The following is a 25,658-nucleotide window of genomic DNA, read 5'->3' as shown; positions in this document are numbered from 1 at the left end:
GGCAGGCGGCGTCGATCATCTGGACGAGACCGACCATGCCGTCGCGGGCGGCCGTTTCCTTCTCCGCCTCGGGGCAGCCCTTAACCAAGTCCGCCGGGACGGAGTGCGTTCCTCAGCTCGCCGAGCTTCGCGGTCGTCGCCGGGGTCCACTCGTTCGCCTGCTCACCGAGACGGAGGGCGTTGTCGATCTCGCTGAGTTTCGCGGAGGACAGGGCACCCGCCCGCTCGATCAGGTCGTCCCGGGACACGGTGGTCAGCCACGTGCAGGGGGTAAGGCCCGGACGCGGGAACGCGCAGCGGAGCACGCCTTCAAAGGGCAGTCCTTCCACGGCGCCTACTGCCACTTCGACGCCCAGACCGATGATGTCGACACCCGCCGGAGCGACGACCTGCATCACCCGGATCCCGGACGCGTCGTCTCCCGACAGCAGCACGACCGGCCGCCGCTCGTCGAACTCCACCCACCAGACCTCGCCACGTTGCACATGTCCTCCTGACACAGGACGGCGGGCGGACGCTGCGCGAGTCCGACGCGCTGTGGAGACGGGTGCGGCCACTTGTTGATCATCGGCGTGTGCAGGCAAACGATCATGTGGTGGCCCCAGGTCACAGCGTAGACCCTGCCCGTCGGCGGAGGCGTTCGAGGGCCCGATGAGCTGGACAGCGGGACGGTTCACACGGGTCGAACCCCGTTTGCGGGTGCGGACGTTGGTGATCGGACTGCTGTCGTATCTGTCGCGCGAAGACTGCTGGACCATCGCCGGGTGGGCCGGGGAGCGGGTCCCGGACGGCGTGCAGCATCTGCTCGGGCGGGCCGATGGGGGTCGCCGACCGGGGCCGCGGCGATGTGTGTGACGGCGTAGTGGACCAGCACCGAAAAAAGCTGATCCTGGGGCTGGCAGCCGCTGCCGGCAGGTCATCTCGCGCCGAAGTCCTGGGTCCACCACGGCCCGCCGGCACTCTTGTGGATGCCTATCCCTATGTTCTTGAAGGAGCAGTTGAGGATATTGGCGCGATGACCGGGGCTGTTCATCCACGACTCCATCACCGATTCAGGCGTTTGCTGGCCCCGGGCTATGTTCTCGCCGTACGTCGACCAGCGGTATCCGGCATCGGTGACGCGCTGTCCGGGACCGGCGCCGTCGGGGTTGGTGTGATCGAAGAAATCGCGGGCTGCCATGTCGTCCGAATGGCGCTGCGCCGCGTCCGTGAGTTGTGCGTCCTCCGTGAGCACGCCGCATCCGGCCGCCGTCCGTTCCTTGTTGACCAGGGTGACGATCTGGGCCCGGGGACTCACGGGTGCCGGTGGTGTGGTGGAGGCTGCTGGCACACGCGTCATCGTCGGCTTCGGAGCGACGGTCTTCTTCGGCATGCGGCTGACGGCGGCGGAGGCGCTTCGCTTCGCGGAGGGCGAGGCTTCCGCGGACACCGATGCCGACGGCAGCGGCGGCGGTGACGTGGGGGCAGCGGTTTCGGGGGCCGCGAGGTCAGCGATGGGTCCCGCCGGGGTGCGTGCCGTGCTGTCGCCGCGACTGCTTTCTCCGGGCCCGAGGGACATGTACCACAGGCCCCCGCCGGTCATGCAGGCTGCCAGCACCGCGCCACCGACCGCCCGACGCCGGTTCCGGCGGCGGCGTGCGACGGCACGCGGCGAGCTTCGGCCGCTCGGGTTCCGGCTGCCCGGAGAGCGGTGCCGCCCGCGCGGGGCAGCTGTCGGGCCAGCGCTCGCCGCCGTGTCCAGGGGCCGTCCAGCGGCAATGGGTGACATCCTCCCGTCCTGCGCCGAGTACAGGGCGAGCAGCTTCGTAGGCACCGGCACCAGCGCCAGCCCCGCGAGCAGTCCCTCGGCAGGCATGAGGCCCCTCCACATTCCGGCACACCGCACGCAGTCACGCGCGTGCCGGGCTATGCGTTTGCGCCACAGTGCCGAGGGGCGGCCGTCCCATCCGGTGAGGGTCCTGCGGAGTTCCTGGCACGGCGGCTGCGCGTCGAGCGCCCGCACAACGACGCGGGCCGTTTCCAGCTGCGCCTTCATCCGCTGCACTCGGACCGCAGTGGATTGCGACGAGAGCCGAAGGGCCTCGGCGACCTCGGTCCGGGTCAGCTCCCCCGCGCACTCCAGCCACCACAGCGACAGCAGACTCCGGTCGTCGGGCTCCAGCCACCGCGTCGCCCGCGCTGTCTCCTGGCGTTGTCCGGACAGTTGCAGCCGCACCATCGTCAGATCGACGAAGTCGGCCCCGGGGTCGGCGACCTCACCGGCCTCCTCCAGTGCGCCCGGAGCGGCCATGCGGTCCTGCCAGTGCGCGCGGATGCGATTCATCGCGATCGCCACCAGCCATGAGCGGAAGCTCTCCGGGGTCCGCAGACCGTTCAGGCCGTCCAACGCACGCAGCATGGTGTCCTGCACCACGTCGTCCACGTCCGACGAAGCGTTCAGCGCTCGGCCCACGATGTTGTAGAGGAGCGGAAGGTACGCGCTCGCCAGCGCGTCCTGCGCTTCTACGTCCCCGTTGCGAGCAGCATGCACCAGAGCTTCTGGGGCCGTCGTGTGCTGATTGCTCATGTAAGAACTTCCCTGTCCGTCAGCCGCTGATGATGTCCGATGACTGGGAGACCGTCGCAGGCGGCCCGCATAACAGTTCTTCCGGCCGCGAATTCTGGCATCGGCCTCTGTCAGGCGCACAGGTCACTGGACTGCACCGGCTCGCTCGCCGCCCCGCCGGTCAGTGCTCCGGCGTGGGGAGCCGGGCGAGGCCGGTGTCGTGCAGGATGCGGTCGACGGTGTCCGCCAGGACGCTGTCGGCGTGGATGACGGTCTCGATGCTGCCGGGCAGGAGATCGAGCGGCCGGTACCACTCGCGCAGCTGCCTCTCATCGACCTCGTCCGCGATGGGCTTGGTCGCGTGCCTGGCCACGGTCTCCGTGAAGGGGACCTCCAGGTAGTAGCAGTGCGTGTGCCCGCGATGGTCGGCGCGCAATTGCTGGAGCATCTGTCCGTAGCGGTCTGCGTACAGGATGCCTTCGAGGACGACGTGGTACCCGGCATCGAGGCTGTAGCGGGCGACGGTGTCGATGAGGCCGATGTTCGCGGCGCCGGGGCGGTCGTGTTCGCGCAGGACGACCCGGCGAAGGTTGTCCTGGCCGACCAGCGCCAGACCGCGGCCGAATCTCTCCCGGATCCCCGCCGCGACCGACGACTTGCCCGAGGCGCTGTTGCCGCGCAGGACTACGAGCCTGGTCTCCGTGCTGCCCACCATCATCTGCACCACGCTACCGGCGGCACCGGCCCTTCAAGGGCTTCGGCCGGGTTGCGGCGTGGAGGTGCCACCGCGCGCCCTTCAGCCCCGCCCTGGTGTACCCGCAGGTCACGGGTGCGGTGTGCGGGGTGCCGTACCTGCGGTGTCCCGACACCAGGGTGCGCTCACGCAGCCGGCGCCGCAGTAGCCGCCGCCGGGGCATGGCCCTCATCAGGCTTCCAGCCGACGGGCTGCTCCAGGATTTCGACGGCACGTGGTTCTCTCACTACGGTTGCGTCATGAGTGATGACGGCGTGGTCGCAGATGAAGCGATCCGTGCGGCGTGGGACTCCTGCCGAGTCCTGGAGAAGCGCACTTCCGCGAATGAGCGCCGGCAGGCGCAGGAACGCGTCCAGGGTGCGATCGACGCCTACGGGCCCGAGGAGGTCTCCCGGGGAACGGTCTTTCTGGTGGGTGTGCTGACCGGCTACCTGATCGTCGAGCAGGAGGGAAGGAACGACCGCCTGGATCCCCTCAGCGATCTGATCCCCGCTGTGATCCGCAAGCTCCCCACCTTCGAGACGGCGGACCCGGTTCAGGTGCCCATGGCCACCGGCGTTCTCATGGCGGCGGCCATGGGTATGGACACCGTGGCGTGGCGTGATCGGTTCGGGCCGATCCCGCCGAACGAGGCACTGGTGCACAGCTTCGTGCTGTGGCTCCTCGCTGACCTCTTCGACTCCATGACCGAACGGCCCGGCACCATCGACCAGCTGATGCGACAGACCTTCGACTCCATGACCGCCGAACGCAGCTGACGTGCGGACGGCGCCCGGTCAGCACCGCGTGCCCGGCCGGACGGCCGATGGGTGAGGACATTTCGGCGGATACCTCTCATGAGGAGAGCGCCCTCGGCCTCATGATGCTCAAAACCGGTCAGACCCACCCGGACGACCGGCTGAGGACCCACCGGAGCAAGCACGCCGAACGGCAACGCCGTCTTGGTCCCGGGCGCACCGCTCGCCCCGCGACGGCCTGACAGCGGTCTTCCGCGGAAGGCCGTACTCACGGTCAGGCGTGGCCCGCCGGCCGTGGCTGTCGATGGGGGAGCGAGCGGCTCGGTTCCGCCTTCGGGGGCGGTCATACTGGGGCATGGAGTCCGATCCCGGCACAGGCACCGACGAGGCGGCAGCATTACTGGCCGCGATCGTCGTTGAGGCGTATTCCAGCAGGCCGTCCCTGCTGCTCGAAGAGGACACGGTGGCGCTCGCCGCACGGGTCGAGGATGCCGGCGTGCGCCCCGGTGCCGCCGGAGCGCTCCTCATCCGGCCCGACGCGCTTGTCCCGGTGCTCACCTACCACCTCGTGACCGGTGCTCTGTTCGACGTGCCGGCCTGCCTCGAGAGGTACCGGGCACTGCGCGACGTCGTGGAGACGGCGGAGTTCGCGGACCCCGCCGCGGCCGAGACCTTTGCGGCGCTTCGGGCCGACCACGCACGGCTGACGAACGAACTCGGCGCCGCCCTCTACCTCGGCCACGTCCGGGGCGGCGACGCCGGGCAGTTGCATCTCGCCGCCCGCATTGCCCGTCTGGCGATGGAGATCTCACCGGACCCGACGCACTGGAGGAGCGCCGCCCGCACTCTGCTCGCCGTGGGAAAGACGTTGTCCGAGGTGACGCGCGAACCGTCATGGCTCACAGAGGCGATCGAACTGGGCCGTCTGCTGCACGCAAGGATCAGCGCGCCGAACGCGGTCACCGACGATATCGACGTCGACCTGCTCGCAAACTTCGGAGGCTGTCTGCTGGCCCGGGGCACCCTCGCGGAGGCGGAGCACGACCTGGCCGAAGCGGTGGACGTGCTGAGGCTCTCGGTCCGCATCTCGGCCGGACGGCCGGGGGAGGCTCTGGCCCGGCTGAATCTCTCCCAAGCGCTGTATTCGCTGGCCGAGAAGCGTGAGGACAGCGCCGGCGCCGATGAGGCGTTCGTTCACGTGCGGGCCGCCGTGGAGCTGGTCGAACCCGACAACTGGCAGCGGCATCGTTTCTTCCGGGCCCTGGGCGACGGGTGGGCGCGTCGCGCGGACGACGAGAGCGGCGTCTCCTCGTCTTCCGTAGAAGCAGCAGAGGCGGCGGCCAGGGCTTACGCCGAGGCGCTGCGCACCGCGAACGAGGACCGGCCCGGGCTCCTGGTTCTGCTGGCCCGGAGTGCCGAACGCGTCTTCGCCGTCGAGCCGGCCTCGGCAGTCGAGTTGATCAGTGAGGTGTGCGAGACGGCCGAGGACGGGTGGGTCGCGGACGCACTGTTCGCGGAAGGGCTGGCGAACGCGTTCGGCCACAACCGTCAGCGCCGCTGCATCGACACGGCCATCGACCACGCGAAGCGGTCTCTGGACCGCAGCAGCCGTCACCCGCACGCGCTGTCGGCCTTCGGCCTCGCCCTCTCCGAGCGTGGACGCGTCACCGGCTCGGTGCCCGACAGCGAGGCGGCAGCGGCCGCGCTCCGCGAAGCGCTGGAGCGGTCCACCGACCGGGACAACACCCGGCGGAGCGCGCGCCGCCTGTCCGCGGTGCTGGTCCGGCTGTACGAGCACGGCGAGGACTCGGCGCTTCCCGGCTTCCGCCTCTTCCTCGACGCTCTGCGGGACGCCGGGGCGACGTCGCCGGACCTCGATACCCGCAAGGCGCTGGCGCGGTCCCTCGGTGCCCGGTTCGCCCGGACCCGGAGCCCGTCCCATGGACAGGAGGCCGCGGCGCAGTGGCGTGCCGCGACGGAGTCGGAGCCGGACGACACCGAGTCGGTGCGGGAGCTCTCGTCGCTGCTCATGGACCTCGGCATGGAGGGTGATCAGGACGCCGCCGGGGAGGCGCTCGCGCTCGCGTGGCGGCTGCGGCGCGGCGACCCCGCAAACCTGGCGCGCTTGAACGTGCTGGCCATGGCCGCCCGGGTGGCCGGGGAGTTCCACGAGCACGTGGACGCCGTGCGCGAGGTCGTCGCCGAGGTGCGCACCGCCACCGCGCCGCCATGGACCGGGCCGGAACTGTCCGCGGTTCTCTCCCACGTGCACCTCCTGCACATCCTCTTCGAGGAGACCGACGACATGGACGCGCTCACCGAGGCGATCGCCGTGGCACGCCGACTGGTCTCACAGCCCGGCGCCTCCCCCCGCCATCGGGCGCGAGCGCGGCTCGCCCTGGCCCAGGGCCTCATACGGCAGCAGGAGTTCAGCGGCGACGTCGGCGATCTGGACGAGGCGATCGGCACGCTCCAGCGCATCGGCGAAACGGAGCACGTCGACGGCATCGGCAGCGAGACCGGACCGAGCCCGCACCGGGCGGGATCGCCGCAGGGGGGAGAGCACATCGCCACCCTCGCCTCCGGCCTGACCGGACGGTACGGGATCACTGGAGTCGTCACCGATCTGGACCGGGCCATCGCGCTGCACGAAAGCGTGCTCAACGACCTGTCACCGGCCGACCGGGCGACTGCGCTCAGCAACCTGGGCATGGCTCTGCGCCTGAGGGCCGCGCACCACGGCGATCCGGCCGAACTCCGGCGGGCGTACGAGGTGAGCCTCGAGGCCGTCACCCTGACCCCGGCCGGCCACCGGGAGCGTCCGAGACGCCTGATCCACTTCGCCTCCGCGGCCATCGGCCTCGCGCAGGAAGACTCCGGCCACCCGGGATCACGAGCGGTGGCCGATCTCGCGGTGGCGGCCGCACGCGAGGCGGTGGCCACCGCGCCGGACGGACACAGTGAGGAGCTTCGCTACGCGCAGTCGCTGGCCATGGCGCTGCTGGTACGGCAGCGGACCGGCGCGGACGACCTCGATCTGCGGGAAGCGACGCATACGTACGCTCACATCGTCGACCGCACCCGGCCGGGTCACACCCAGCACTCCATGGCTCTGTTGAACCTCGCGCGGGCGCACCAGCACCGCGGCATGGGCCCCCACGGCTCCGAGGGCGCCCTGGAGTCGGCGGCCTCGTACGCGCGGCGGGCAGCGGCCACCCGCACCGCGGGCTGGGTGCACCACGCCGAGACCCGCATCCTGCTCGCCCGGATCCTGGAGACCCTCGCGGACCGTACCGGCCGGGCATCGCACCTCCGCGAGGCCGCCGGCCATCTCCGCGACGCCGCGCAGGCGCCGGACGGGCCGCCGGACGGGCGGCTCAGAGCCGCGGTGCACTGGGGACATCTGGAGAGCAGCCGGCAGCGCCAGCCCAGGGCCCTCGAGGCGTGGACGACGGCCGTCGGTCTCCTGCCGATCGCCGTCTGGTTCGGACTGGGCCGGTCGCTGCGCGAGTCCCACCTCCGCCGGTACGAGGGCATCGCCCGCCATGCCGCCGCCGCAGCTCTCGACGCCGGACAGCCGGAGACGGCCGTGGCTCTCCTGGAGCAGGGTCGCAACGTGCTGTGGGCGGGAGTGCTGCGTACCCGCACCAGTCTGGACGACGTGCGGGCCACGCATCCTGATCTGGCCGCGCGCCTGGAGGAGGTGCGCGGCCGTCTCGATGCCCTGGACCGGGCCGCCGGAGGACGGTCGGAGCCGGTCCTGCGCGGGCAGCCAGAGGGTTCCTGAGTCCGCAGCCGATGGGTGGCGGCCGCTGCTGCGGGCGATGGTCCAGAATCGCCAACTCGCTTTCCTTCGAGACGCGTTCAGTGGAATATGGAGCGTCACGCCCTACAAGTGGAGGGTTCGCGCCCTATGTCCGAAGCCGGGTTCCCCGCCGATGAGCGAATGGCCCTGGCCCGCACATGGGACGGACTGGTGGATGCCGTGCGCGCGGCGGGATACGACGACTTCCTGCGGCCGCCTCCCCTCGATGCCCTCTTTCCGGCTGCCGTCGGCGGGCCCGTGGTCATCGTGAATCTCGGCAAGCTGCGGGGGGACGCCCTCGTCGTGCGTCCCGCCGGGGTGACGCACAGACACCTTCCGGGCCTCACGGAGAGCGCCGCCCAGGAGCAGACCCTCGGCTATCTGCGCGTGCTGGAGGACGTGGACCGGGCGGTGCTCGAGGTGTTTCGCGCTCGGGCCCGGTACGACGACGGTGACCGGAGTCCTCTGGTGATCCGTCAGTACACGCAGGCCAAGGCCCTGTTGCAGCGCGCCACCCGGCAACGGGACGCCACGTTCACCGACGTCCTGCGGTGGCTGTGGCGGACCGTGGCCGAACCCGTCCTGGACGAACTGGGTCTGACCTCGCCTCCCCCGGCCGGCGAGCCGTGGCCGCGCGTGTGGTGGTGCCCCACCGGACCGCTCGCCCTCCTGCCGTTGCACGCCGCCGGCCACCACGACGAACGCGGACGGGCCGAGGGCCTCAGCGTGCTGGACCGGGTGGTCTCCTCCTACACCCCCACTTTGCGGGCGCTGGTCGATGCGCGCCGTCCCGCCGCACAGGCCGGCCCGGACGAACGCCTGCTGATCGTCGCCGTCCCCGAGGCACCGGGCCAGGAGCAGCTGGCCGAGGCGTCCGGCGAGAGCGCGCTGCTGTGCGCGCTCTTCCCCTTCGCGCACACCCTGCTGCAGGCCGCCGACGCCACGGTGCCGGCTGTACGCACGGCCATGGCGCGTCACCGGTGGGCGCACTTCGCCTGCCACGGCGACCAGAATCTCGCCGACCCCTCGCACGGCGGCCTGCTTCTGACCGACGGTGTGCTGACCATCGCGGACATAGGCGCCGGCCGGCACGACGGGGACTTCGCCTTTCTGTCGGCGTGCAAGACGGCCGTGGGCGGCGTTCTGCTCCCCGACGAGGCGATCACACTGACCGCGGCGATGCACCTCACCGGATACCGGCACGTGATCGGCACCCTGTGGTCGGTTCACGACCGGACCGCTGCCACGATCGCCGCATCGGTGTACGCCCGGCTCACGGCCGCGGGCACGTTCGATCCGGCCGGCTCCGCTCTGGCCCTGCACGAGGCTGTGCACCGTCTGCGCGACACCGAGCGGCTGCCACCCGCCGCATGGCTTCCGTTCACCCACACAGGTCCCTGACGAACCGCTTCCCCCTCCTGGGAGATCCAATGACCGACCGCGACGAGGAACAGGCGCCGTATCCGGGGCCGGAGATCGAATACCGCGAGACCACGCGCCCCGAGTACGCGGAGTGGGTGTCCGAGAAGTTCACGATCGAGGAGCCGGAGCCCGGCACGCAGATCGTGCGGGGTCCGTGTCCGCGCTGCCGCACCGTGATCGACATACCCGTCGTCAGTGCCGTCTTCCGGCTCGTGGTGGACGACACGCTGGGTGCCACCAGGGCGATGTGGGGCCGCGGGCGGCCGTCCGCACCCAGCCCTCAGGTGGAGCCGATGATGTGCACCTGCGAGGGCCCGCATCCGGGCCGTCCGCCGGACCATGTCGGGTGCGGTGCCTACTGGAACCTCACCATCTCCCCACCGCCGGGGCAGCCTACGCCGTCCCCGCTGCCGGACCCCGGCCCGTGACCGGCGATCCCCGGCTCTCCCCCGGGCCCGCCCCCGCGACCCCCGGCGATCTGCGTGCCGCCCAGGAACGCGACCGTCTGCTCCGTACCGAACTGCCCCGTGTCCGTGAAGCCGCACTCGCATGGCGCAACGGCCTGGGTGTGCTGCTGGCCGGGCTCATCGGCTTCGGCCTGGTGAAGGGCCGGTCGGACATCGGCCAACTGGCCTCCGGGTGGGCGGCGGCCGTCGGGCTCCTTCTCCTGGCCGCCCTGATCGCCGGGGCGGCCGGGGCGTTGCTGCTGGTCAGAGCAGCGCACGGCAGTCCGCTGCGGGCGCCGACCCGCAACCCGCAACCCGCCCGCATCGCCGACCACCTCGAGGCGCTCGCCGCCGCCGGTGCGTTGCGCCGCGGCGTGCTGGCAACGGTCGGCTGCACCCTGCTGCTCGTCGCAGCCGTGGGCACGACCTGGTACGGGCCGGCACGGGAGAAGCCGTCGATCCTGGTGCAGACGCCCGCGGGTCCGGTCTGCGGCACCGTCGTCCGGCTCGACCGGGGCGTACTCGTGCTGAAGACGGCCGGCGGTGAGCAGCGGGTGAACATGCGAACCGCCAAGGGCCTGGCATCCGTCGACACGTGCTGAGGCCACCCGGTGCTCCGGCGCGGGCCGGGGCCGGACCGTGCCCGCTCACCGGGGGCTGCCGGGCGCGATCCGCGAGACCGCCTCCGCCAGCCGGGCGTCGGTCGCTGCGGGGTGCCCCTCGTCCCGCAGGCGAGTCCATACCTCGACGGCCTCGTCGGCGGCGGCGCGGGCCGGCCCCGCCTCACCGGATCCTCTCCGGCAGTCGCTCAACAGACCGAGCATCAGACCGAGCCAATGCCTCTGGTGCGGATCATCGCCCCACAGCCGGCGCCCCAGTTCGACACCCTCCTCGACGACGCCACGGCATTCCTCGAAGCGCCGCAGTACCAGCAAGTCGACGCCGAGCTCATACATCGCGGCCGGCAGGTGAGGTGCGTACTTCGGCGGGTCGGCCGCCGCGGCCTCCCGCAGCGCAGCGAGGAAAGCGGCCTTGACGGACGCCGCCTCCTGCCGGGCGGGAAGGGCCGAGCGCCCGTCGCGGACCAACGCCACGGCAACGCGGCGGAGCAGTCTGTGCAGTTGGCTGCGGGCGTTCAGCAGCCGGTCCCGGACCTCCTCGGCCGGATGCGTCGTCTGTACGGCGCAGAGCAGTTCGGTCTGCTGCCCGGCCGCGTCAAGCGCCCCGTCCAGGTCGTCGTTGACCACGAGCAGCGCGGACAGCTCGCCCAGGGCTTCGGCCCACGCGACCGCGGTCCTCACCCCGTGTCCGTCTCCGGCCAGGTCCCGGAGAATCCCCGCCGCCTCCCGCAGGCAGTCCACGGCGGCGACGGGGCTGCCGCTCCGGGCCAGGAGTGCGGCTCTGCGCCGCAGGACGCTCGCCAGCAGCTCCTCCCCCGTCGTCGGCCCGGCGGGCGTGCCACGGCACACGGACTCGGCGAGTTCCGTGTGGGCCACGGCCCGGGAGAGATCGTCGGAGCTCTCCGCGAGGGAGGTCAGCTCCAGCAGCACAGCAACACGCGACCCGGCGCAGCTTGCCGCCTCAACTCCGGTGAGCAGGGCGTAGACCTCCAGAGCCCGCTCCAGGTACTCCGTCCCACGCTCGGTGTCGCCCAGCGCGCACGTCATCGAGCCGATCACTGCCAGAACGTCCGCGAGCTCACTCCTGGTGCGTTCCGCCGGGTCGACGGCCAGCAGTTCTTCCAGGAGCCCGGCCAGCCCGATGTGGACGGCGAGCGCTTCCTCGTAGCGGCCCAGCCGCGACAGGGCACGCCCCTTCAGCCCCAGGATGCGCGCGAGCCACTGCGGTGGCAGCCGGGGGCCGGCAGCCGGGGGCGCGTGGTAGAGCGCGATGGCCTCGTCGGCGGCGCCGACGGCGTCCGCGTCGCGATCGAGCGCGGCGAGCCACAAGGCGCTGTTCGCCAGGGCGTTGCCGAGGTCGACACCCCACAGGTCCTCGCCTCGTCCGACCAGCCCCCGCATGACGGCGATGCCCCGTTCTCCGGTGGCGAACGCCGCTGCGTAGTCGCCGTTGTCACCGAGCTGCTCGCTCCGCAGCATCAGGGCGAGTGCCAGATGCGGCGCGCTCTCCTCGGGAAAGTCGTCGGCGTACTCGGTGAGGACGTCAACAGCCTCGGCGCGCGCCGCCGCGCTGTCCTCCCGGTTCTCCATGCTGTCGAGCAGGCCCGCCAGGCGCTCGAGCGCCGCGAACAGCTCTACGGTGTGGTGCGGCAGGCGTCGGCTCAGCCGTCTGCGGACCTCCACTTCGGCAGTGAGGGCGGCGGCCGCCTGTCCCGCCTCGCCCGCCGATGTCAGGTACCGGCCCTTGGCGGCCAGAACACGGGCCAACTCCTCGTCATGAGCCTCGGGATTGGCGCCTGCCAGGCGGGTGTAGAGCCGGACGGCCTCGTCCGCCGGGTCCACCGCGTGGTGCGGGCCCCTCTCATGGGCCACGATTCCGGCACGCTGGGACAGGGAACGGGCGAGATCGGTGGTGTGCACGGCAGGCAGCGCGTCGGCCAGACGACGGTAGATCCCGACGGTTTCACGGGAGGCGCCGTCCGCCTCCGCCCAGCGGTCGTTCTCCACCAGTCGCACCGCGAGGTTGGACAGGGACCGGGCCAGGTCGCTCTCGTGTGCCGGGGCCGAACGGGCTGTCAGGCCACGTCTGATGACCACCGCCTCCTCCTCCGCGGCCAGCCCCTCGGCAGGAGTCCCGGTCTCGGCCAGGTGGATGCCCAGGTTGGACAGGGAGCCGGCCAGGTCGCTCTCGTACGCGTCATCTGCGCGTGCCAGTCGTCGCCAGACCTCGCTCGCCTCGCGCTCAGCGGAGAGTGCCTCCCGGGGGCTGCTGTCCTGCCGCAGGTGGAGCCCGAGATTGCCCAGGGCCGTGGCCAGGGCCACGTCCCTCGCCTCCCTGTCGCCGTCGCCTCCTCCTTCGTCACCGGTGCCGTCCCGGAACAGGGACCGGGCGATGTCGGTGGCTTCCCGGGCCGCGGCCATGCCCTCGGCTCCGCGCCCGAGCCGCATCAGGTGCGTCCCCAGAACGCTCAGGGCAAGGGCGAGTGAGACGACGGCCGAGGGCCGGGGCGTCTCGGCCGCTCGTGTGCGCGCCAGGGTCACTGACTCGTGTGCGGCAACCGCCGCGGCTTCGTAGCGTCCCACCCCGCCGAGCAGCGCGCCGTACAGTCTCAGTGCGTCGGCCAGTCCGCCGGCCTGCTCCGGAGCGTCCCGATCCACCTCACGCCACAGGCCGACCGCGTACGACATGGTGTCCACGGCCTCGCCGAGCAGGCCGTCCAGCCCCTGTCGTGCGCCGAGCGCGGAAAAGCCCGCTGCCTGCTGGGCTCGGTCGTCGGCGCTGTCCACTGCGCCGACGGTCCCGGACACGGTGGATCCTGCCGTCAGTCCCGCGCCGGTCAGTCTGCCGCTCCGCTGGCCCGCCCCTGCCCGTGACAGGCCGTTGTCACTGTTCACGGCGATGTCGTCCGGCGCCGGGGCACGGCCGTGTACGGAAGGTTCCCGGGCATCGTGATCGCGATCCATGAGCGCCTCCTCCGGGTCACGGCCAGTATCCCGGACAGAGCCCGTGCGACCGCTGACAGTCCGTGACCCGGTCCCCGCGGGCCTGTGGGAGTCCGGGAGTGCGCGGCGCCGATGCCGGCGGGCGCACGATGCGGGGAGGCCGGCGTGATCCTACGAGCCATCGTGTCCCGGCTCCCGACCGGCAAGGAACGCAGCGGTGTACTGGGGCAGACGGGTCAGGACCTCGTCCCAGAGCTTCCGTACGAGCTGCTCGGAGACACCCGTGCGGGAGGCGGCCAGGGCGACGTGGCAGAAGGCGGCCTCGTGCAAGGGACTCCCGTTGTCCGAGACGACGACCGTTTCGGCGTAGCGGCCGGTCTCGGCCTCGACGCGGCGCGCCATGTCGTGGGCGAGCCAGGTGTAGATCTTGCCGATGTGATGCAACGGATTCTTTCCTGCCGGTGCTTCGCTCGAAGCCACCGCCAGGGGCTCTATGGCGCCTCCGTAGCGGTTTCCCCGACCGACAGCGCCGCAGTCCCCCTTACCCAGGGAAGTCCCGAACGGCGCCAGGTAGCCACGCCCCGGCCGGTCCTTCGTGTTGATCTTCACCGTGGTGAGCTTCCAGGGCTCAGCCGTGAGCGCGCCCACCAGTTCCCCCGCGTCCCGCAGAATCCGCTGTCGTACGCTCCCGATCACCTCCGCGTACTCGCTCTCGTCGCGAACCGCTCGTGGATGTACCGGCACGGCGAGCGTGGCGGTGAGAGAGTCTCCCCGCCGTACCACCATGACCTTGACGTCGGTCCCGATGGCGCTCAGCTCGCCCCGGTAGCCGGCGACACGGTTCTCCAGAGCCCGGGCCAGGCGGCCGGCGGCCCCCAGCCGGCTCGTGCCGGTGCAGGCCGAGGTGTCGTTGGCGACACGGTCCTCGGCGTGCACGTCGCTGACACTGCCGGGGCCGGCAGGGCGGTAGAAGTGCGGCGAGTGGTCAGGTCCCACGCCCTCGGTGTTGTTGACGTGCAGCCGCAGGTAACGCACCAGTTCGGGGTCTCCCACACACTGGGTGAAGACCTCGGCGCAGCTTTCCTCGAAGATCCGCGCGAGGTCGAGGGTGCGGTTTCCGATCCGTTCGGTCACCTTCCCGAACAGATAGCCGTCGACGGGCTTGTGGATGTCGTAGCCGCCGAACCCCACCGTCGCTCCGGCTCCGACGAGCGTGACCTTGTCCACCCAGTGGTTGGCGACGACGCCGAACTGCGAGGTGGTGTGCCGCGCGTAACGGCGGGAGAACTGGTCGGCGATACGGTCGGCGAGCGAGTCCGGATGACCGCGCCCCTTGAATTCGGCCACGTCGATGGCCCGTTGATCAGGATCACGGGCATCGAAGGACAGACTGATGCGGTCGGCCCCGCTACGCATGTGCACCTTCTCCCCCGGCGGGCTGCGGCTCCAGGTACGCGTGGCACTGCGTCAGCACCAGGACACGGCGGGCGGGGCAGGGGGCACTGTCAGCGGACGGGCGGAAAGTCCCGTCGTAGAGGTTTCCGTAGTCTCCCGGCACCGAAGCGCAGCGGCGGACCTCTCCCGTCACAGTGATCTTGAACGATGTGCGTCCCGCCGCGCAGTCCCGCCCACGGAAGGTGAGTTTCTCGTTGAGGTACGGCTGGTTGAAGCGGTAGCCGCCCGAGAGGGCCGCCACCAGTTCCCGCTCCTGATCGGAGTAGCCCTCCGGGTAGCGCCTGCCGCCGTGGACGCCCTTGAAAACCTTCGCCTGCACGTCGGCTGCTCCCCCCTCCCGCAGCGCCGCGAGGTCCTCCGCCGCGCGGGGCAGCAGGGGCGGGTACAGGATGTACAGGGCCGCGACGGGAAAGCCGTCACCGGCCAGGGCGCATACATCGCGGACGAACTGCCGGGTCGGGATGCCGAGGCGCTCACGCTCCTCGACGTGAAGAGCGGCGGCGATCTTCACCACCTTGCCGGGGGATACACGGGTGCGGAATTCATGGACGAGAGTGCTGTGGGAGAGGTTCGTGTTGATGCTGATGTGGTGGCGGCGCACAAGTCCGGCGGCCAGTTCGGTGAAGCCCGGATACATCAGGGGTTCCCCGCCCGACATATGGATCAGGCAACGGCCCCCGAGTTCGTCGAAGCGCCGTACTACCAGGTCGGGCGCCGGTTCCCGCATATTGCGCTTGTTGAGCACGTGCTTGATGTGCGGGTGGCAGTACAGGCAGTCGAAATTGCACCTGTTGGTCAGATGCCAGTCGAACTCCAAGTCCCACGGCGCCTCTTGTTGAGTGAGTGCAGATCTACGCATCTCGCACCGCCTTCACAGGAGATTGGCGCGTGAGCCTAGCCAAGCCATCACATCTTGTCTGCATTTTCTTCACAAGTATCCGAACCGGCAGCCAGCCCGGCACACCTTGCCTGCGCCCGGATCGCCTCCGGTACCCATCCGGACCCGAGCGCCTCACCGCCTACCGTGAACGAGCTTCCTCCTGAACGGAATCGCAGGAATCCGGCCGATCCCGGACACCGGATGGAGCGACAGCGCGCAGCGCCGCCTCGACCTGACGGTTGCTGGTCATGGTCGCCGTGACGGCGGTCATGGTGAGGAGCAGGCCGGCGGCGGCGTAGAGCGGGGTGCGCACGTCGTAGGCGGAGGCCAGCCAGCCGCCGAGGAAGGCGCCGAACGGGGCGGCGCACATGGCGAGCATGCGGGAGGTGGAGGCGACGCGGCCCATCAGATGGGCGGGGACGATCGTCTGCCGCAGGGAGGGGCCGAGCACCATCGTGGCACCCATGCCCGCTCCGCAGACGGCGAGCGCGAGACCGGCGATGTACGGGTTCGGGGCGACGGCGAGGCCGAGGACGGCGAGCCCCTCGACTGCGGCCGTGCAGGTGAGCGCGGTGCCGGTGCCCAGCCGCCGGCCGAGCAAGGAGGCGATGCCCGCGCCGAGGAGACCGCCGGTGGCCTCCGCCGTGAGGAGCAGGCCGAAGCCGAACGTGCCGATGCCGAGCCGATCGTGCGCGAAGAGGGCGAGTACGGTCTCCACCGCGAGGAAGGCGATGTTGCCTACCGCCGGGCGCAGCGCGAGCCCGAGCAGCAGCCGGTCCCGGAAGACGTACGAGACACCGGCCCGCGCCTGCCGCAGCAGCGACTCGTGTGCTTGCGGTACGGGCCGGGGTGCGGCGGGAAGCGACCGTACGAGAAGTGCGGAGAGCGCGAAGGACACCGCGTCGGCGAGGAGCGGAACCGCCCGGCCGAGTGCGAGCAGGGCGCTGCCCGCAGGCGGCCCCGCGAAGCCGGAGGCCGCGGTCTGGGTGCCCCGCAGACGGGAGTTGGCGCGCTCCAGGAGTACGGGGTCGCGGCCCAGGAGATCCGGCAGATAGGCCGTGGCCGCGGTGTCGAAGAAGAGTCCGCCGAGGCCGAGCAGGAAGGCGACGGCTGCGAGCAGCGGAATGCTCAGCACGTCGAACGCGGCCGCTGCTGCGGGGAGCGCGAGCAGCACCGCGCGTGCCGCGTCCGTGACCCACATCGTGCGCCGACGGTCCCAGCGGTCCACCAGCGCACCACCGAGCACTCCGAAGAGCAGCCACGGAAGTGTTCCGGCGGCCGTGACGGCGGCCAGCGCCATCGGATCACGCGTCAGCGTGAGTGCGAGGAGCGGCAGAGCGGCGTGCGAGACCCCGTCACCGAGCGAGGACACCGTCTGCGCAGTCCACAGCCGTCCGAACCCGGTCGGCAGTTTCTCGGCGGCTGACCTCACTCGGCACCTCCCCGAGTCTGCTCGCGCGGCGTCGGGTGGAACAGCGCGAAGACGAGCGACGCGTCGGGGAGCGACGGGTCCGACAGCTCCCGGTACTCGTCGGCGAGCGCCTCCAGCCGTGCGCCCAGCTCCGCGAACTGCGCTTCGGTCAGCCGCAGATGCGCCATCCGTACATGCCGCCCGGCATCGGCCGGCGCCGCCTCCAGGTCCGCCACCGCATGCCGCATCAGCACATCGGGCCCGCCCTCGCCCGGGTCCGGCAGCACGATCGACCGCGCGGCCATCGCGTAGTACCGCTCGGTGACCCCCCGGACCTTCCTCGTGCGCACCACCTTCACCAGGCCCGCCCGCTCGAGCAGCCGTACGTGGTAGCTGGAGCTCCCCTTCGCGAGGCCCACTCGGTCGGCGATCTGCGTGATCGTCGCCGGCTCGAAGCGGACCACAGCCATGATCCGGTGCCGCGTGAGGTTGGAAAGGGCGCGTAGTTGCTCGTCCGTGGTGACGTGGAACGTCTCGGGAAGGTCGTCTGCAGGCATGAGCCCAATGGTCAACAGTTCTTGACCATTGGTCAAGGGGGTTTGCCCGGTCCTCTCTTGAAACCACCATGAGCCCGGTTCTCCCGGAGGCTGCTCACCTGGCTCCCCGGCCTTCGTGGCCGGGTGGCCCCATGACCTTTCCGGGCCTGCGCCGAAGGGAGCCACTCGCACCGAGGTGAGGCCGGACGGCCGGTAGACGCAAGACCCTTCGTCCAGTGCCGGGCAGAGCTGATCCTGGAGGAGTGCTCATAACGGCCGAAGGGAACATTGCGCCGTCACCGGCGGACGCAATCAGAACCACGAGCTCGGTGTTGCTCGACGAGCACGAGAGGCAGGAGCGTGAGGGGTCTCGGGCAGGAGCCTGTTCCGCGCGCTTCCGCAGCCAGGCTCGATGCTGCCGGCAGGTCTTCGCCACTGCTTGCGGCAGATCCCGCGGCACGTGCCGGCGATCAACCAGCGGTTCCTCGGCGGTGGCCGGGGCGGTGGCCGTGGGGGTGGCGCGTACTCAGAAGGCGTACCTGACGCGCAGCCACGGTGCGTGCGTGGAGAGCAGTTGCCGGATCCGGGTCAGTGACTTCCGCTTGATCTCCAGTGAGTACCGGACGTTGAGTGCTCCGTTCTGCGAGCGCTTCGTCTCCTGAGCGGCGGGCTGCCACAGCACCTCCTCGGCGCGCGGATGCCAGCCCAGGTTGACCTTGTGCAGGGACTCGTTGTGGGTCAGCATGATGATCTCGGCTGCCGCCTGCCGCTTCACGCGTGCGGGCAGGACATCGTCGAGGTGGGTGAGCAGTGTGCTCCAGTCCTGCTGCCAGCCCGGTCGCAGGACGACGGGCGAGAGGTTGAAGTGGACCTCGTAGCCGGCATCGAGGAAATCGGCAGCCGCGGCGATCCGCTCGGCGACCGGGCTGGTTCGGATGTCGAGCAGCCGGGCGTCCTCGGGCGGCATGAGGGAGAAGCGCACCCGGCTACGCCCCTGGGGGTCGAGTGCCAGCAGGTCGGGATTGACGAACTTCGTCGCGAAGGAAGCCTTCGCCGTCGGCAGACCGCGAAACGCGGCAATGAGATCGGCCGTGTTGTCACTGACCAACGCGTCGACGGAGCAGTCACCGTTCTCGCCGATGTCGTAGACCCACGCCTCGGGGTCACACCCGTTGGGCTCCTTCTTCGGCCCCTGAGCCCGTACGTGGCGGCGGATGTGGGCCACGATCGCCTCGATGTTGGTGAACAGCGTGATGGGGTTGGCGTAGCCCTTGCGCCGGGGAACGTAACAGTAGGCGCAGGCCATAGCGCATCCGTTGGAGGCGCCGGGGGCGATCCAGTCGGCCGACCTGCCGTTGGGGCGTGTCTCGATGGTGTGCTTCACCCCGAGGACGAGCGTCTCCGATTTGATGCGGACCCATCGGGAGATGTTGCCGTCGTTGCCGTGCAGGGAGGGGATACGCCAGTGACTCGCGACCTCGGTCACGCGCGCTCCCGGCACCCGGGACATGATCTGCCGGCCACGCGGTGAGTCCAGGGCCGCCGGTTCGGCGTAGACCTCCCGTACGTCCAGCATCCGGCGCGCTTGCGGCGAGTCCCGGAACATCAGGGGCGGGCCGGCGCCCGGGTCCTCGTGCCACCCGAACAGCGCCTGCTGTCCGGGCTCACCCCGTGCGGGGTCATCCATGCGCTTTCCTTCCTGCTTCCCCGAGGGCCTGAGGCGCGTGCACGGGAGAGGCAGGCCCCCGTGATGTGCGTGGCACCCAGGGGGTCAGTCGCGGCGGTTGCGTTCCTGCTCCAGCAGGGCGTCGAGATCACGGAGCCTGTCCAGCCCGCGCACCGCCCGGGTCATCCGCGCGTTGCGTTCGAACCGGTCGCGGTGGCGGTGCAGGAGGTTCCAGTATCCGGCCGTGAAGGGGCAGGCGTCCTCGCCGACCCGTACGGAGGGCTTGTAACGGCAGGCGCCGCAGAGGTCGCTCATCCGGTCGATGTAGGCACCTGCGGACGTATAGGGCTTGGTGGTCATGCGGCCTCCGTCAGCGTACTGCGACATGCCCACCACGTTCGGGACCATGACCCAGTCGTAGCCGTCGACGAAGCCGCGGTGGAACCAGTCGGTGACGGCCCGGGGGTCCCAGCCTCGTTGGAGGGCGAAACTGCCCAGGATCATCAGGCGGGGAATGTGATGTGTCCAGCCCGTCGTCCTGACCTGCTCCAGGACGTGGGACAGGCAGTTCGCGCCCGTGCCGTCCGGGGACAGTTCCGTGAACCAGTCGGGAAGTGGCGCGTGCTGACCGAGAGCGTTGCTCGCGCGGTACTGTTCGCCGAAGTGCCAATAGACGTGCCACACGAACTCGCGCCACCCGGCGATCTGCCGCACGAACCCTTCGGCACTGTTGAGCGGCACGTCGCCTGACCGCCAGCCGGCCTCCGCGCGCTCGACACATTCAGCGGGGTCCAGCAGCCCGAGGTTGAGCGACGTCGACAGCAGGCTGTGGCTCATCGTCGGGTCCCCGGCCAGAACCGCGTCCTCGTACGCCCCGAATGTGGCGAGCCGGTGTTCCACGAAGCGCCGGAGTCCGGCGAGTGCCTCCCGGCGCGTGGCGGGGAAGCCGCGCGGTGCGTCATCGCCGACGAACTGTACGTCCCCGTCGCGGGACCACCGGTCCAGGTCGGACCGTACCTCGGCGTCGATCTCGCTCTCGCGGGGCCGGTAGGCGGCCGGTACGCCCAGGTCCGTGACGCCGCGAGGCGGGGGCTGCCGGTTGTCGTGGTCCAGGTTCCACCGCCCGCCGACGGGGCGGTCACCCTCCATCAGCAGATCATGCGTCCGGCGGACCCATCGGTAGAAGTCCTCCTGACGGAGGTGTTTCGTGCCGCGGCCGTCCGCCCAGTGCCTGAACTCGTCGTGGCTCACGAGGAACCCACGTGCCGGCAGGACCCGCACGGAGGGCAACGCACGCACGAAGGCGTAAGCCTTGTGGGACGTGGGGTGGTGGACGGTCACCGGAGCATCTCCCACCGCCTCGCGCAGTCCCTGACGGTAGGTTTCCGCCTTGACGTAGTGCACCCGGTCCCCCAGCTCGGCGGCCCGGTGGCGCATCGCCGAGAGGACCAGGTGCGCCTTGGCGCGATGGAAGCGCCTCCGGCGGAAGACACTCCGGGACTCGATCATCAGGAGCGGCGCCTCCCGGTGCGGACCACCCCGCGCCGGGTCAACGAAATGCGGGCCCAGCTGGTCGCCGAACAACCAGTGGGGCGTGCCGGATTCTTGCTGGATCATGCCGAGCGCTCCCTTGACGGACTGATGTCCGACCGGTGACGTGCCGGTTCCCGGCCGGATCGCTCCGCGCCGCGTCCTGTGTCCACAGATCAAAGCGCACCACGGTGCGGGGCGCGGGCGGCACACGCCGGGCGCCCCACACGGCCAAGCCCGCCACGGCACGACGGATCGGTGGTAAGGGCGGCGAGCCGCTCGCGCCGGCCGTCCCACCCAGCTGTGGAGCGGGTCGCGACGGTGGCTGCGGAACTCGACCTCGAATGCGGCTTCGAGCAGTCGTCGGCCCGGATGAATGCTGGTGGGCACCGCCGATTCGGGCCGGGGAGATCTCTGCGAAACCCGCCTCCGCGCGGGGGCGTACTGCTTCGGCCACGGCAGCGACGTCGTTGCCGCACGGAACGGCATGGACGTCGCCCTCGGGCCGTATGTACGCAGTTTGCCCGGCCGAAGGCTTCGGGGCGCCGGGGAACCCGGCGCCGACCGGCCCTGGGCCCGAGGGTGCGCGCGGCGGCAGCCGACGAACCCGCGACCCGTGCCGCGCATGCCGACGGCGGAGGGTTACTCAGCACCTTCCGGCGTCTGCGTGGAGGTGGGAGTCGTGCCGGCGCGGTCCTCGGCTGCACCGAGGGGGCCTGCTGGTGAGCCCTCGCCTTCCGGTGCCGGTCTCCGGTCACCCGCGTGCGTCAGCCGTGCCCGTACGCAGGTCGAGGATCCAGTTCTGACCGACGAGATCGTGGCCGTAGCTGTGATGGTGCTCCTGGTCGGCGAGGGTGAATCCGAAGCCCTGGTAGATCTTGCGCGCCGTCGACAGCACGTCGTTGGTCCACAAGGTCACTTGCTCGTAGCCGGCCTCACGGGCGAAGGAGAGGCATTCCCCGACCAGGCGCTTCCCGAGACCACGGCCCCTTCCCTCCGGGGTTACGAGCAGGATCCGGAGCTTGGCCACCTCCGGCCGGGGCCCCGCGACGAGGAAGACGCAGCCCACGCGTCGGCCGTCGACCTCGGCGATCCAGGCCGCCTCGCGGGCCGGGTCGTGCTTGCTCCCGTAGTCGGCGACGATCCCGGCGACCAGCACCTCGAAGTCACTGTTCCAGCCGAACTGCTGGTCGTAGGCCTCGCCGTGGGCCATCACCACCCATCCCAGATCACCGGGACGGTCGGCACGACGCACGTCTGCCTGCTTCTGATCCTGCTGCACGATGAGCTGCTCTCCGGGTCCGCGTGATCGTTCCGCTCACGCTACTGAAACAGTTGTTTCAGTTAGACTATCCGCATGTCACAGGAAGCGCCAAACCCCTCCGCCCGGCAGACCGAGCTACTGGAGGCCGCCTACCAGTACGCCCTCGCCCACGGCCTGGCCGACCTGTCACTGCGCCCGCTGGCCGAGGCCATCGGGTCCAGCCCACGGGTCCTGCTCTTCCTCTTCGAAAGCAAGGACGGCCTGCTGAGGGCGCTGCTGGCGCGCGCCCGCACCGACGAGCTGGCACTCCTGGACCGGGCCGGGCAGCCCGGTCGCCCCGCCGGACTCGTACCCGCGGCGGAACAGGTCTGGACGTGGCTCGCCGCGCGGGAACACCGGCCGCTTCTGCGCCTGTGGGCCGAGGCATACACGCGCTCCCTCCTCCAGCCCGAAGGAGCGTGGGCCGGGTTCGCGCGCGCGACGGTGGAAGACTGGCTCAAGGTCCTCGCCGGCTTCCAGCCGCCGTCCGAGCGCGACAGTCAGCACGGCGCCACCCACCGCACCCTGGCCCTGGCGGTACTGCGGGGCGCCCTGCTCGACCTCCTCGCCACCGACGACGAGAAGCGGCTCACCGAGGCCGTCACGCACCAGCTCGCACTCCTGCGCGACGACAGCGCACACGACTGAAAGCTCCGCCAATCGCGCTTGCCGCGCATGCGCACAGGTACGTGCGGGCGAAAGCCGCGATGGGGCTGTTCACGCCGGACGCCGCGACGCCGGCCCTCGCCCACAGGGCGGGGACCACCGCGACCGCCATCACTGCCTTGCGCTGTCCGTGCCGAGCGGCCGGCCGCCCCAAGACGAGTGCCCCGGCCATGGCTCCGAGCGGGACGACGCCGACGGCCACCTCCTGCCCACGAGAGGTCCGTCCCAGATCCTCGCGCAGGTGCAGCAGCGCGCCTGAGATGATGCCTGTGCCGTGGCCGGATGGCATTCCGCCCGGGGGCCGGGACGGCCCGGGCGGCGTGGGTCGCGGCAGACATGCCCGAGGTGGGCATGTCCTCGTTTGCCGGGAGACGATCGCGCCCCGCCGCGCCGCCATGCTCAGGAATCGCCCATGACCAGGCCTTCGATGGTGTGCTTCTGGGTGATGGGTGTCAGGTCGTCGACGACCGGGCAGTGCAGATGGCGCCGGACCCGCTCGGGCAGCGCCTCCCAGAACGCACGGGTCACCGCAGTGTCATGCCGTGCGCTGTTGGCGGCCTCGGGACCGTCCACCCCCAGAACCAGCACGGGCCGGGATTTCGCGGAGTCGTTCCGCGTTCCGCGGTGGATGGTGAGAGCGCTGCGCGCCGAGATGTCGCCGCGCTGGGGGTACTTGCGCACGGCGCGTTCCTCGTAACGCGGATAGTGGGACCGGGGCGGGAACATGCCGTGTCCGAACTCCGGGCTGTCATCCCACTGAGTGCCCGGCGCGATCTCGAAGGGGCCCATGTCCTCCTCCGTGTCGACGGCGGTGACGTTGAAGGCCAGGGAGGTGAGCCGTCCCTCCGCACGGGTCTCCTCGGGGAGCGGGAAATCCCGGTGCCAGGGCTGGTTGACCGCACCTTCGAGCGGTACGTCGAAGCCGAGCTCGACGATGCGATAGTCGGCGCCGAGCACCGCCTCGCAGACCGAGCGCACCCAGGGATGGTCGACGAGTTCGACGAAGCCACGCAGCTGCTCGGGATGGATCTCCACGTAGTAGCGGTGCGGACCACGTCCGACGGTACCGCCGGGCCGGGTCAGCGCTTCCCGGAAAGCCACCTCGATGTCCTCGCGAAGACGGTCGGCCCACTCCGTGGTGAACGCACCCTTGCGGGCCGTGATGCCGAGTGAGTACAGAGCCTCGACCTCGAGACTCACGTTCGCGTCGAGATCGGCGGGAGAGATCCCGGGGTGCGCGTGCGGGCTCATGCGTTCCTCCTTGCAGCAGACTGTCCGAGACATTTTGCAACGATGATTTCAACGTTGCAACAGCCGTGGTCAAGAATCTTGATCCCCACCGGCGGCGGCATGTCAGGATGGCGTGGTGAGCAGCAGCCTGAAAGATGTAGCCGCCCGCGCCGGGGTTTCGGCACGCACCGTGTCGAACGTGGTCAGCGGTTCCGCGCGGGTCGCGGCGGAAACCCGTCGACGGGTCCAGGAGGCGATCGACGAACTGGGATATCGGCCCAACCTCGCCGCGCGCAGCCTGCGGGCCGGTCGCACCGGCATCATCGGGCTGGCCATCCCGGAGCTGCACTCCCCCTACTTCGCGGAGCTCGCGGGCCTGATCGTGGAGGAGGCGCGGAAACGCTCGTGGACCGTGATCATCGATCAGACGCTGGGGGACGCCGAGGCGGAACGCCGCCTGCTGACCGGCAGCGGTGGACGCGTGATGGACGGTTTGATCATCAGTCCGTGGGCGCTGACCGCTCAGGAGCTGGCGTCGACCGCGAGATCTCTACCGATCGTGCTGCTCGGCGAGCGCAGCCCTCAGGGGTACGCCGACCGCGTGGCCGTCGACAACGTGAGCGCCGCCGATGAGGCCACCACTCACCTGCTGACACTGGGGCGCCGCCGTATCGCGGCCGTCGGCCTGCAGCCACATCTGCACAACGGAACGTCCGACCTGCGCGCCGAGGGCTATCGCAGGGCGCTGCGACGGGCCGGCATCGAGCCCCGGCCGGAGTGGGAACGCCCGGTGGACACCCTGCACCGCGAGGACGGTGCCCTGGCCCTGGCGGACCTGCTCGACAGTGGCGGCGGGATCCCGGACGCCGTGTTCGCCTTCAGTGACGAACTGGCCCTGGGGGTACTGCACATGGCGTACCAAAGGGGCGTACGGGTTCCGGAGGAACTCGTGGTCGTCGGGTTCGACGACATCGAGGACGGCCGGTACGGCCGCCCGACGCTGACCACGGTCTCCCCCGACAAACGGCAGATCGCTCGGCTCGCCCTGCAGTGCCTGGCAGATCGGATCTACAGTCCGGACAATGAGGTCCCTCCCTCGGACCTCACGGCCCCGCACCGCTTGGTGATACGCGCCAGCACCATGCCCGTTGCCTCCGCGGGTGACAGCCCTGCGCCATGAGGCGCCGTCGCCGGACAGCCGGTACGGGCACGAGGAGCGCCTCTTCCTGCGGCTTTCGACGCGTGCGACACGTACTACTCCGACACCTGGCTGGCCGCCCAGGGCCCAAGGGCTGTCCCGCAATTCCTGGTGGATCAGCGCGCGGCGTCAGATGCGGTGCATCGCAAGGCGGAGGGGCGCCCGCATACTGGATGTATTCGGGCATTCCGACACCGCGGGACAGCCCTTGGATGCACCCATGTCGGCGCAGTGGTCGAGAAGGCCGTCACGACCGGCCGGTACTGCGGCATCTTCAGCCGGTGGGGCTGATCTCGGCTGCCGCTGCCTTCGCAGGCCTGAAGCTGCACCGTCCGCCCAGCACCGTGCGCCGCGTGGTGGAGCGCGGGCGCAGCTCCGCCGTGCCGAGTTCCGCAGCCCGCCGGGGCCGCCGCGCCTCGCGCACGGCGAGGAGTTCGATGTCCGCTCCGGACACCTCCGGCGAGTTCCGCAGGCGGGGTGGCGGGGCGCGGCGAGGGCCGGGCGTCGAGTG

Annotated in this window: 20 protein-coding genes; 7 read left to right on the top strand and 13 right to left on the bottom strand. The window is 70.7% G+C overall.

Translation table 11 applies throughout. The annotated features are described in order from the left end of the window. Window positions 1-80: 80 nt before the first annotated feature. The 3 genes from ACIQMX_RS12960 to ACIQMX_RS12950 all read right to left on the bottom strand — a co-directional run bounded on the left by ACIQMX_RS12960 (window position 81) and on the right by ACIQMX_RS12950 (window position 3,260). Entirely contained in the window at window positions 81-485 is a 405-nt protein-coding gene (locus ACIQMX_RS12960; protein WP_363069507.1) for a type II toxin-antitoxin system PemK/MazF family toxin, read from the bottom strand. A 431-nt stretch (window positions 486-916) separates the two neighbouring features. After that, complete coding sequence (locus tag ACIQMX_RS12955) at window positions 917-2,566, bottom strand: sigma-70 family RNA polymerase sigma factor (protein ID WP_363069505.1); 1,650 nt, start codon at window positions 2,564-2,566, stop codon at window positions 917-919. A gap of 160 nt (window positions 2,567-2,726) precedes the next feature. Further along, window positions 2,727-3,260: an AAA family ATPase gene (locus ACIQMX_RS12950; RefSeq protein ID WP_363069568.1), complete on the bottom strand. Its 534-nt coding sequence runs from the start codon at window positions 3,258-3,260 to the stop codon at window positions 2,727-2,729. Between the two features lie 278 nt (window positions 3,261-3,538). On the opposite strand from ACIQMX_RS12950, the gene ACIQMX_RS12945 reads away from it, so the two are divergent. The 5 genes from ACIQMX_RS12945 to ACIQMX_RS12925 all read left to right on the top strand — a co-directional run bounded on the left by ACIQMX_RS12945 (window position 3,539) and on the right by ACIQMX_RS12925 (window position 10,311). After that, on the top strand, window positions 3,539-4,057 hold the full coding sequence (locus tag ACIQMX_RS12945; RefSeq protein WP_402477262.1) for a hypothetical protein: 519 nt from the start codon (window positions 3,539-3,541) through the stop codon (window positions 4,055-4,057). Window positions 4,058-4,391: 334 nt separating this feature from the next. After that, window positions 4,392-7,823 (top strand): hypothetical protein, encoded by a 3,432-nt coding sequence (locus ACIQMX_RS12940; protein WP_402477260.1) that lies wholly within the window; start codon window positions 4,392-4,394, stop codon window positions 7,821-7,823. Window positions 7,824-7,949: 126 nt separating this feature from the next. Continuing rightward, entirely contained in the window at window positions 7,950-9,242 is a 1,293-nt protein-coding gene (locus tag ACIQMX_RS12935) for a CHAT domain-containing protein (protein WP_402477257.1), read from the top strand. Between the two features lie 29 nt (window positions 9,243-9,271). Next, window positions 9,272-9,691 carry a hypothetical protein gene (locus ACIQMX_RS12930; RefSeq protein ID WP_402477254.1) on the top strand — a complete coding sequence of 140 codons (420 nt, stop codon included), beginning with the start codon at window positions 9,272-9,274 and terminating at the stop codon, window positions 9,689-9,691. Further along, a complete protein-coding gene (locus ACIQMX_RS12925) occupies window positions 9,688-10,311 on the top strand; it encodes a hypothetical protein (RefSeq protein WP_402477251.1) in 624 nt (207 codons plus the stop codon). Before ACIQMX_RS12930 ends, ACIQMX_RS12925 begins: the two co-directional genes overlap by 4 nt. A 45-nt stretch (window positions 10,312-10,356) precedes the next feature. On the opposite strand, the gene ACIQMX_RS12920 is transcribed toward ACIQMX_RS12925, so the two are convergent. The 8 genes from ACIQMX_RS12920 to ACIQMX_RS12885 all read right to left on the bottom strand — a co-directional run bounded on the left by ACIQMX_RS12920 (window position 10,357) and on the right by ACIQMX_RS12885 (window position 22,035). Further along, complete coding sequence (locus tag ACIQMX_RS12920; RefSeq protein WP_402477248.1) at window positions 10,357-13,293, bottom strand: hypothetical protein; 2,937 nt, start codon at window positions 13,291-13,293, stop codon at window positions 10,357-10,359. Window positions 13,294-13,443: 150 nt separating this feature from the next. Next, a complete protein-coding gene (locus tag ACIQMX_RS12915) occupies window positions 13,444-14,688 on the bottom strand; it encodes a methionine adenosyltransferase (RefSeq protein ID WP_402477245.1) in 1,245 nt (414 codons plus the stop codon). After that, window positions 14,681-15,586, bottom strand: coding sequence for a radical SAM protein (locus ACIQMX_RS12910; protein ID WP_363069489.1), 906 nt, complete (start codon window positions 15,584-15,586; stop codon window positions 14,681-14,683). The genes ACIQMX_RS12915 and ACIQMX_RS12910 overlap by 8 nt, the downstream gene beginning before the upstream one ends. A gap of 160 nt (window positions 15,587-15,746) precedes the next feature. After that, the gene (locus ACIQMX_RS12905; RefSeq protein WP_402477510.1) at window positions 15,747-17,018 is read right to left on the bottom strand and encodes an MFS transporter; all 1,272 of its coding nucleotides are present in this window, start codon (window positions 17,016-17,018) and stop codon (window positions 15,747-15,749) included. A gap of 17 nt (window positions 17,019-17,035) precedes the next feature. Next, window positions 17,036-17,575: an ArsR/SmtB family transcription factor gene (locus ACIQMX_RS12900; RefSeq protein WP_402477241.1), complete on the bottom strand. Its 540-nt coding sequence runs from the start codon at window positions 17,573-17,575 to the stop codon at window positions 17,036-17,038. Window positions 17,576-18,080: 505 nt separating this feature from the next. Next, window positions 18,081-19,241 carry a spore photoproduct lyase family protein gene (locus ACIQMX_RS12895; protein ID WP_402477239.1) on the bottom strand — a complete coding sequence of 387 codons (1,161 nt, stop codon included), beginning with the start codon at window positions 19,239-19,241 and terminating at the stop codon, window positions 18,081-18,083. 84 nt (window positions 19,242-19,325) lie between these two features. Further along, window positions 19,326-20,837 (bottom strand): cryptochrome/photolyase family protein, encoded by a 1,512-nt coding sequence (locus ACIQMX_RS12890; protein ID WP_363069483.1) that lies wholly within the window; start codon window positions 20,835-20,837, stop codon window positions 19,326-19,328. Between the two features lie 667 nt (window positions 20,838-21,504). Next, window positions 21,505-22,035, bottom strand: a complete 531-nt coding sequence (locus ACIQMX_RS12885) for a GNAT family N-acetyltransferase (protein WP_402477507.1) — start codon at window positions 22,033-22,035, stop codon at window positions 21,505-21,507. 72 nt (window positions 22,036-22,107) lie between these two features. Between ACIQMX_RS12885 and ACIQMX_RS12880 the strand changes: the two genes are divergently transcribed. Continuing rightward, window positions 22,108-22,701 (top strand): TetR family transcriptional regulator, encoded by a 594-nt coding sequence (locus tag ACIQMX_RS12880; protein ID WP_363069481.1) that lies wholly within the window; start codon window positions 22,108-22,110, stop codon window positions 22,699-22,701. A gap of 417 nt (window positions 22,702-23,118) precedes the next feature. On the opposite strand, the gene ACIQMX_RS12875 is transcribed toward ACIQMX_RS12880, so the two are convergent. Then, window positions 23,119-23,970 (bottom strand): phytanoyl-CoA dioxygenase family protein, encoded by an 852-nt coding sequence (locus ACIQMX_RS12875; protein WP_402477234.1) that lies wholly within the window; start codon window positions 23,968-23,970, stop codon window positions 23,119-23,121. A gap of 115 nt (window positions 23,971-24,085) precedes the next feature. Here ACIQMX_RS12875 and ACIQMX_RS12870 point away from each other — a divergent pair, with 115 nt between their 5' ends. Continuing rightward, on the top strand, window positions 24,086-25,129 hold the full coding sequence (locus tag ACIQMX_RS12870) for a LacI family DNA-binding transcriptional regulator (protein WP_402477231.1): 1,044 nt from the start codon (window positions 24,086-24,088) through the stop codon (window positions 25,127-25,129). Between the two features lie 292 nt (window positions 25,130-25,421). Here ACIQMX_RS12870 and ACIQMX_RS12865 read toward each other — a convergent pair whose 3' ends face one another. Further along, the gene (locus tag ACIQMX_RS12865; RefSeq protein WP_402477229.1) at window positions 25,422-25,601 is read right to left on the bottom strand and encodes a hypothetical protein; all 180 of its coding nucleotides are present in this window, start codon (window positions 25,599-25,601) and stop codon (window positions 25,422-25,424) included. Between the last annotated feature and the right edge of the window lie 57 nt (window positions 25,602-25,658).

Source organism: Streptomyces sp. NPDC091416 (assembly GCF_044756845.1).
Taxonomy (GTDB): Bacteria; Actinomycetota; Actinomycetes; order Streptomycetales; family Streptomycetaceae; genus Streptomyces.
This window is presented reverse-complemented; position numbering and strand designations above follow the sequence as displayed.

Bases quoted from the DNA above. Each gene is read 5' to 3' on its own strand.
- ACIQMX_RS12955 (WP_363069505.1), bottom strand. From the start codon at position 2,566: ATGAGCAATCAGCACACGACGGCCCCAGAAGCTCTGGTGCATGCTGCT.
- ACIQMX_RS12950 (WP_363069568.1), bottom strand. From the start codon at position 3,260: ATGGTGGGCAGCACGGAGACCAGGCTCGTAGTCCTGCGCGGCAACAGC.
- ACIQMX_RS12945 (WP_402477262.1), top strand. From the start codon at position 3,539: ATGAGTGATGACGGCGTGGTCGCAGATGAAGCGATCCGTGCGGCGTGG.
- ACIQMX_RS12940 (WP_402477260.1), top strand. From the start codon at position 4,392: ATGGAGTCCGATCCCGGCACAGGCACCGACGAGGCGGCAGCATTACTG.
- ACIQMX_RS12935 (WP_402477257.1), top strand. From the start codon at position 7,950: ATGTCCGAAGCCGGGTTCCCCGCCGATGAGCGAATGGCCCTGGCCCGC.
- ACIQMX_RS12930 (WP_402477254.1), top strand. From the start codon at position 9,272: ATGACCGACCGCGACGAGGAACAGGCGCCGTATCCGGGGCCGGAGATC.
- ACIQMX_RS12920 (WP_402477248.1), bottom strand. From the start codon at position 13,293: ATGGATCGCGATCACGATGCCCGGGAACCTTCCGTACACGGCCGTGCC.
- ACIQMX_RS12915 (WP_402477245.1), bottom strand. From the start codon at position 14,688: ATGCGTAGCGGGGCCGACCGCATCAGTCTGTCCTTCGATGCCCGTGAT.
- ACIQMX_RS12910 (WP_363069489.1), bottom strand. From the start codon at position 15,586: ATGCGTAGATCTGCACTCACTCAACAAGAGGCGCCGTGGGACTTGGAG.
- ACIQMX_RS12900 (WP_402477241.1), bottom strand. From the start codon at position 17,575: ATGCCTGCAGACGACCTTCCCGAGACGTTCCACGTCACCACGGACGAG.
- ACIQMX_RS12895 (WP_402477239.1), bottom strand. From the start codon at position 19,241: ATGGATGACCCCGCACGGGGTGAGCCCGGACAGCAGGCGCTGTTCGGG.
- ACIQMX_RS12890 (WP_363069483.1), bottom strand. From the start codon at position 20,837: ATGATCCAGCAAGAATCCGGCACGCCCCACTGGTTGTTCGGCGACCAG.
- ACIQMX_RS12880 (WP_363069481.1), top strand. From the start codon at position 22,108: ATGTCACAGGAAGCGCCAAACCCCTCCGCCCGGCAGACCGAGCTACTG.
- ACIQMX_RS12875 (WP_402477234.1), bottom strand. From the start codon at position 23,970: ATGAGCCCGCACGCGCACCCCGGGATCTCTCCCGCCGATCTCGACGCG.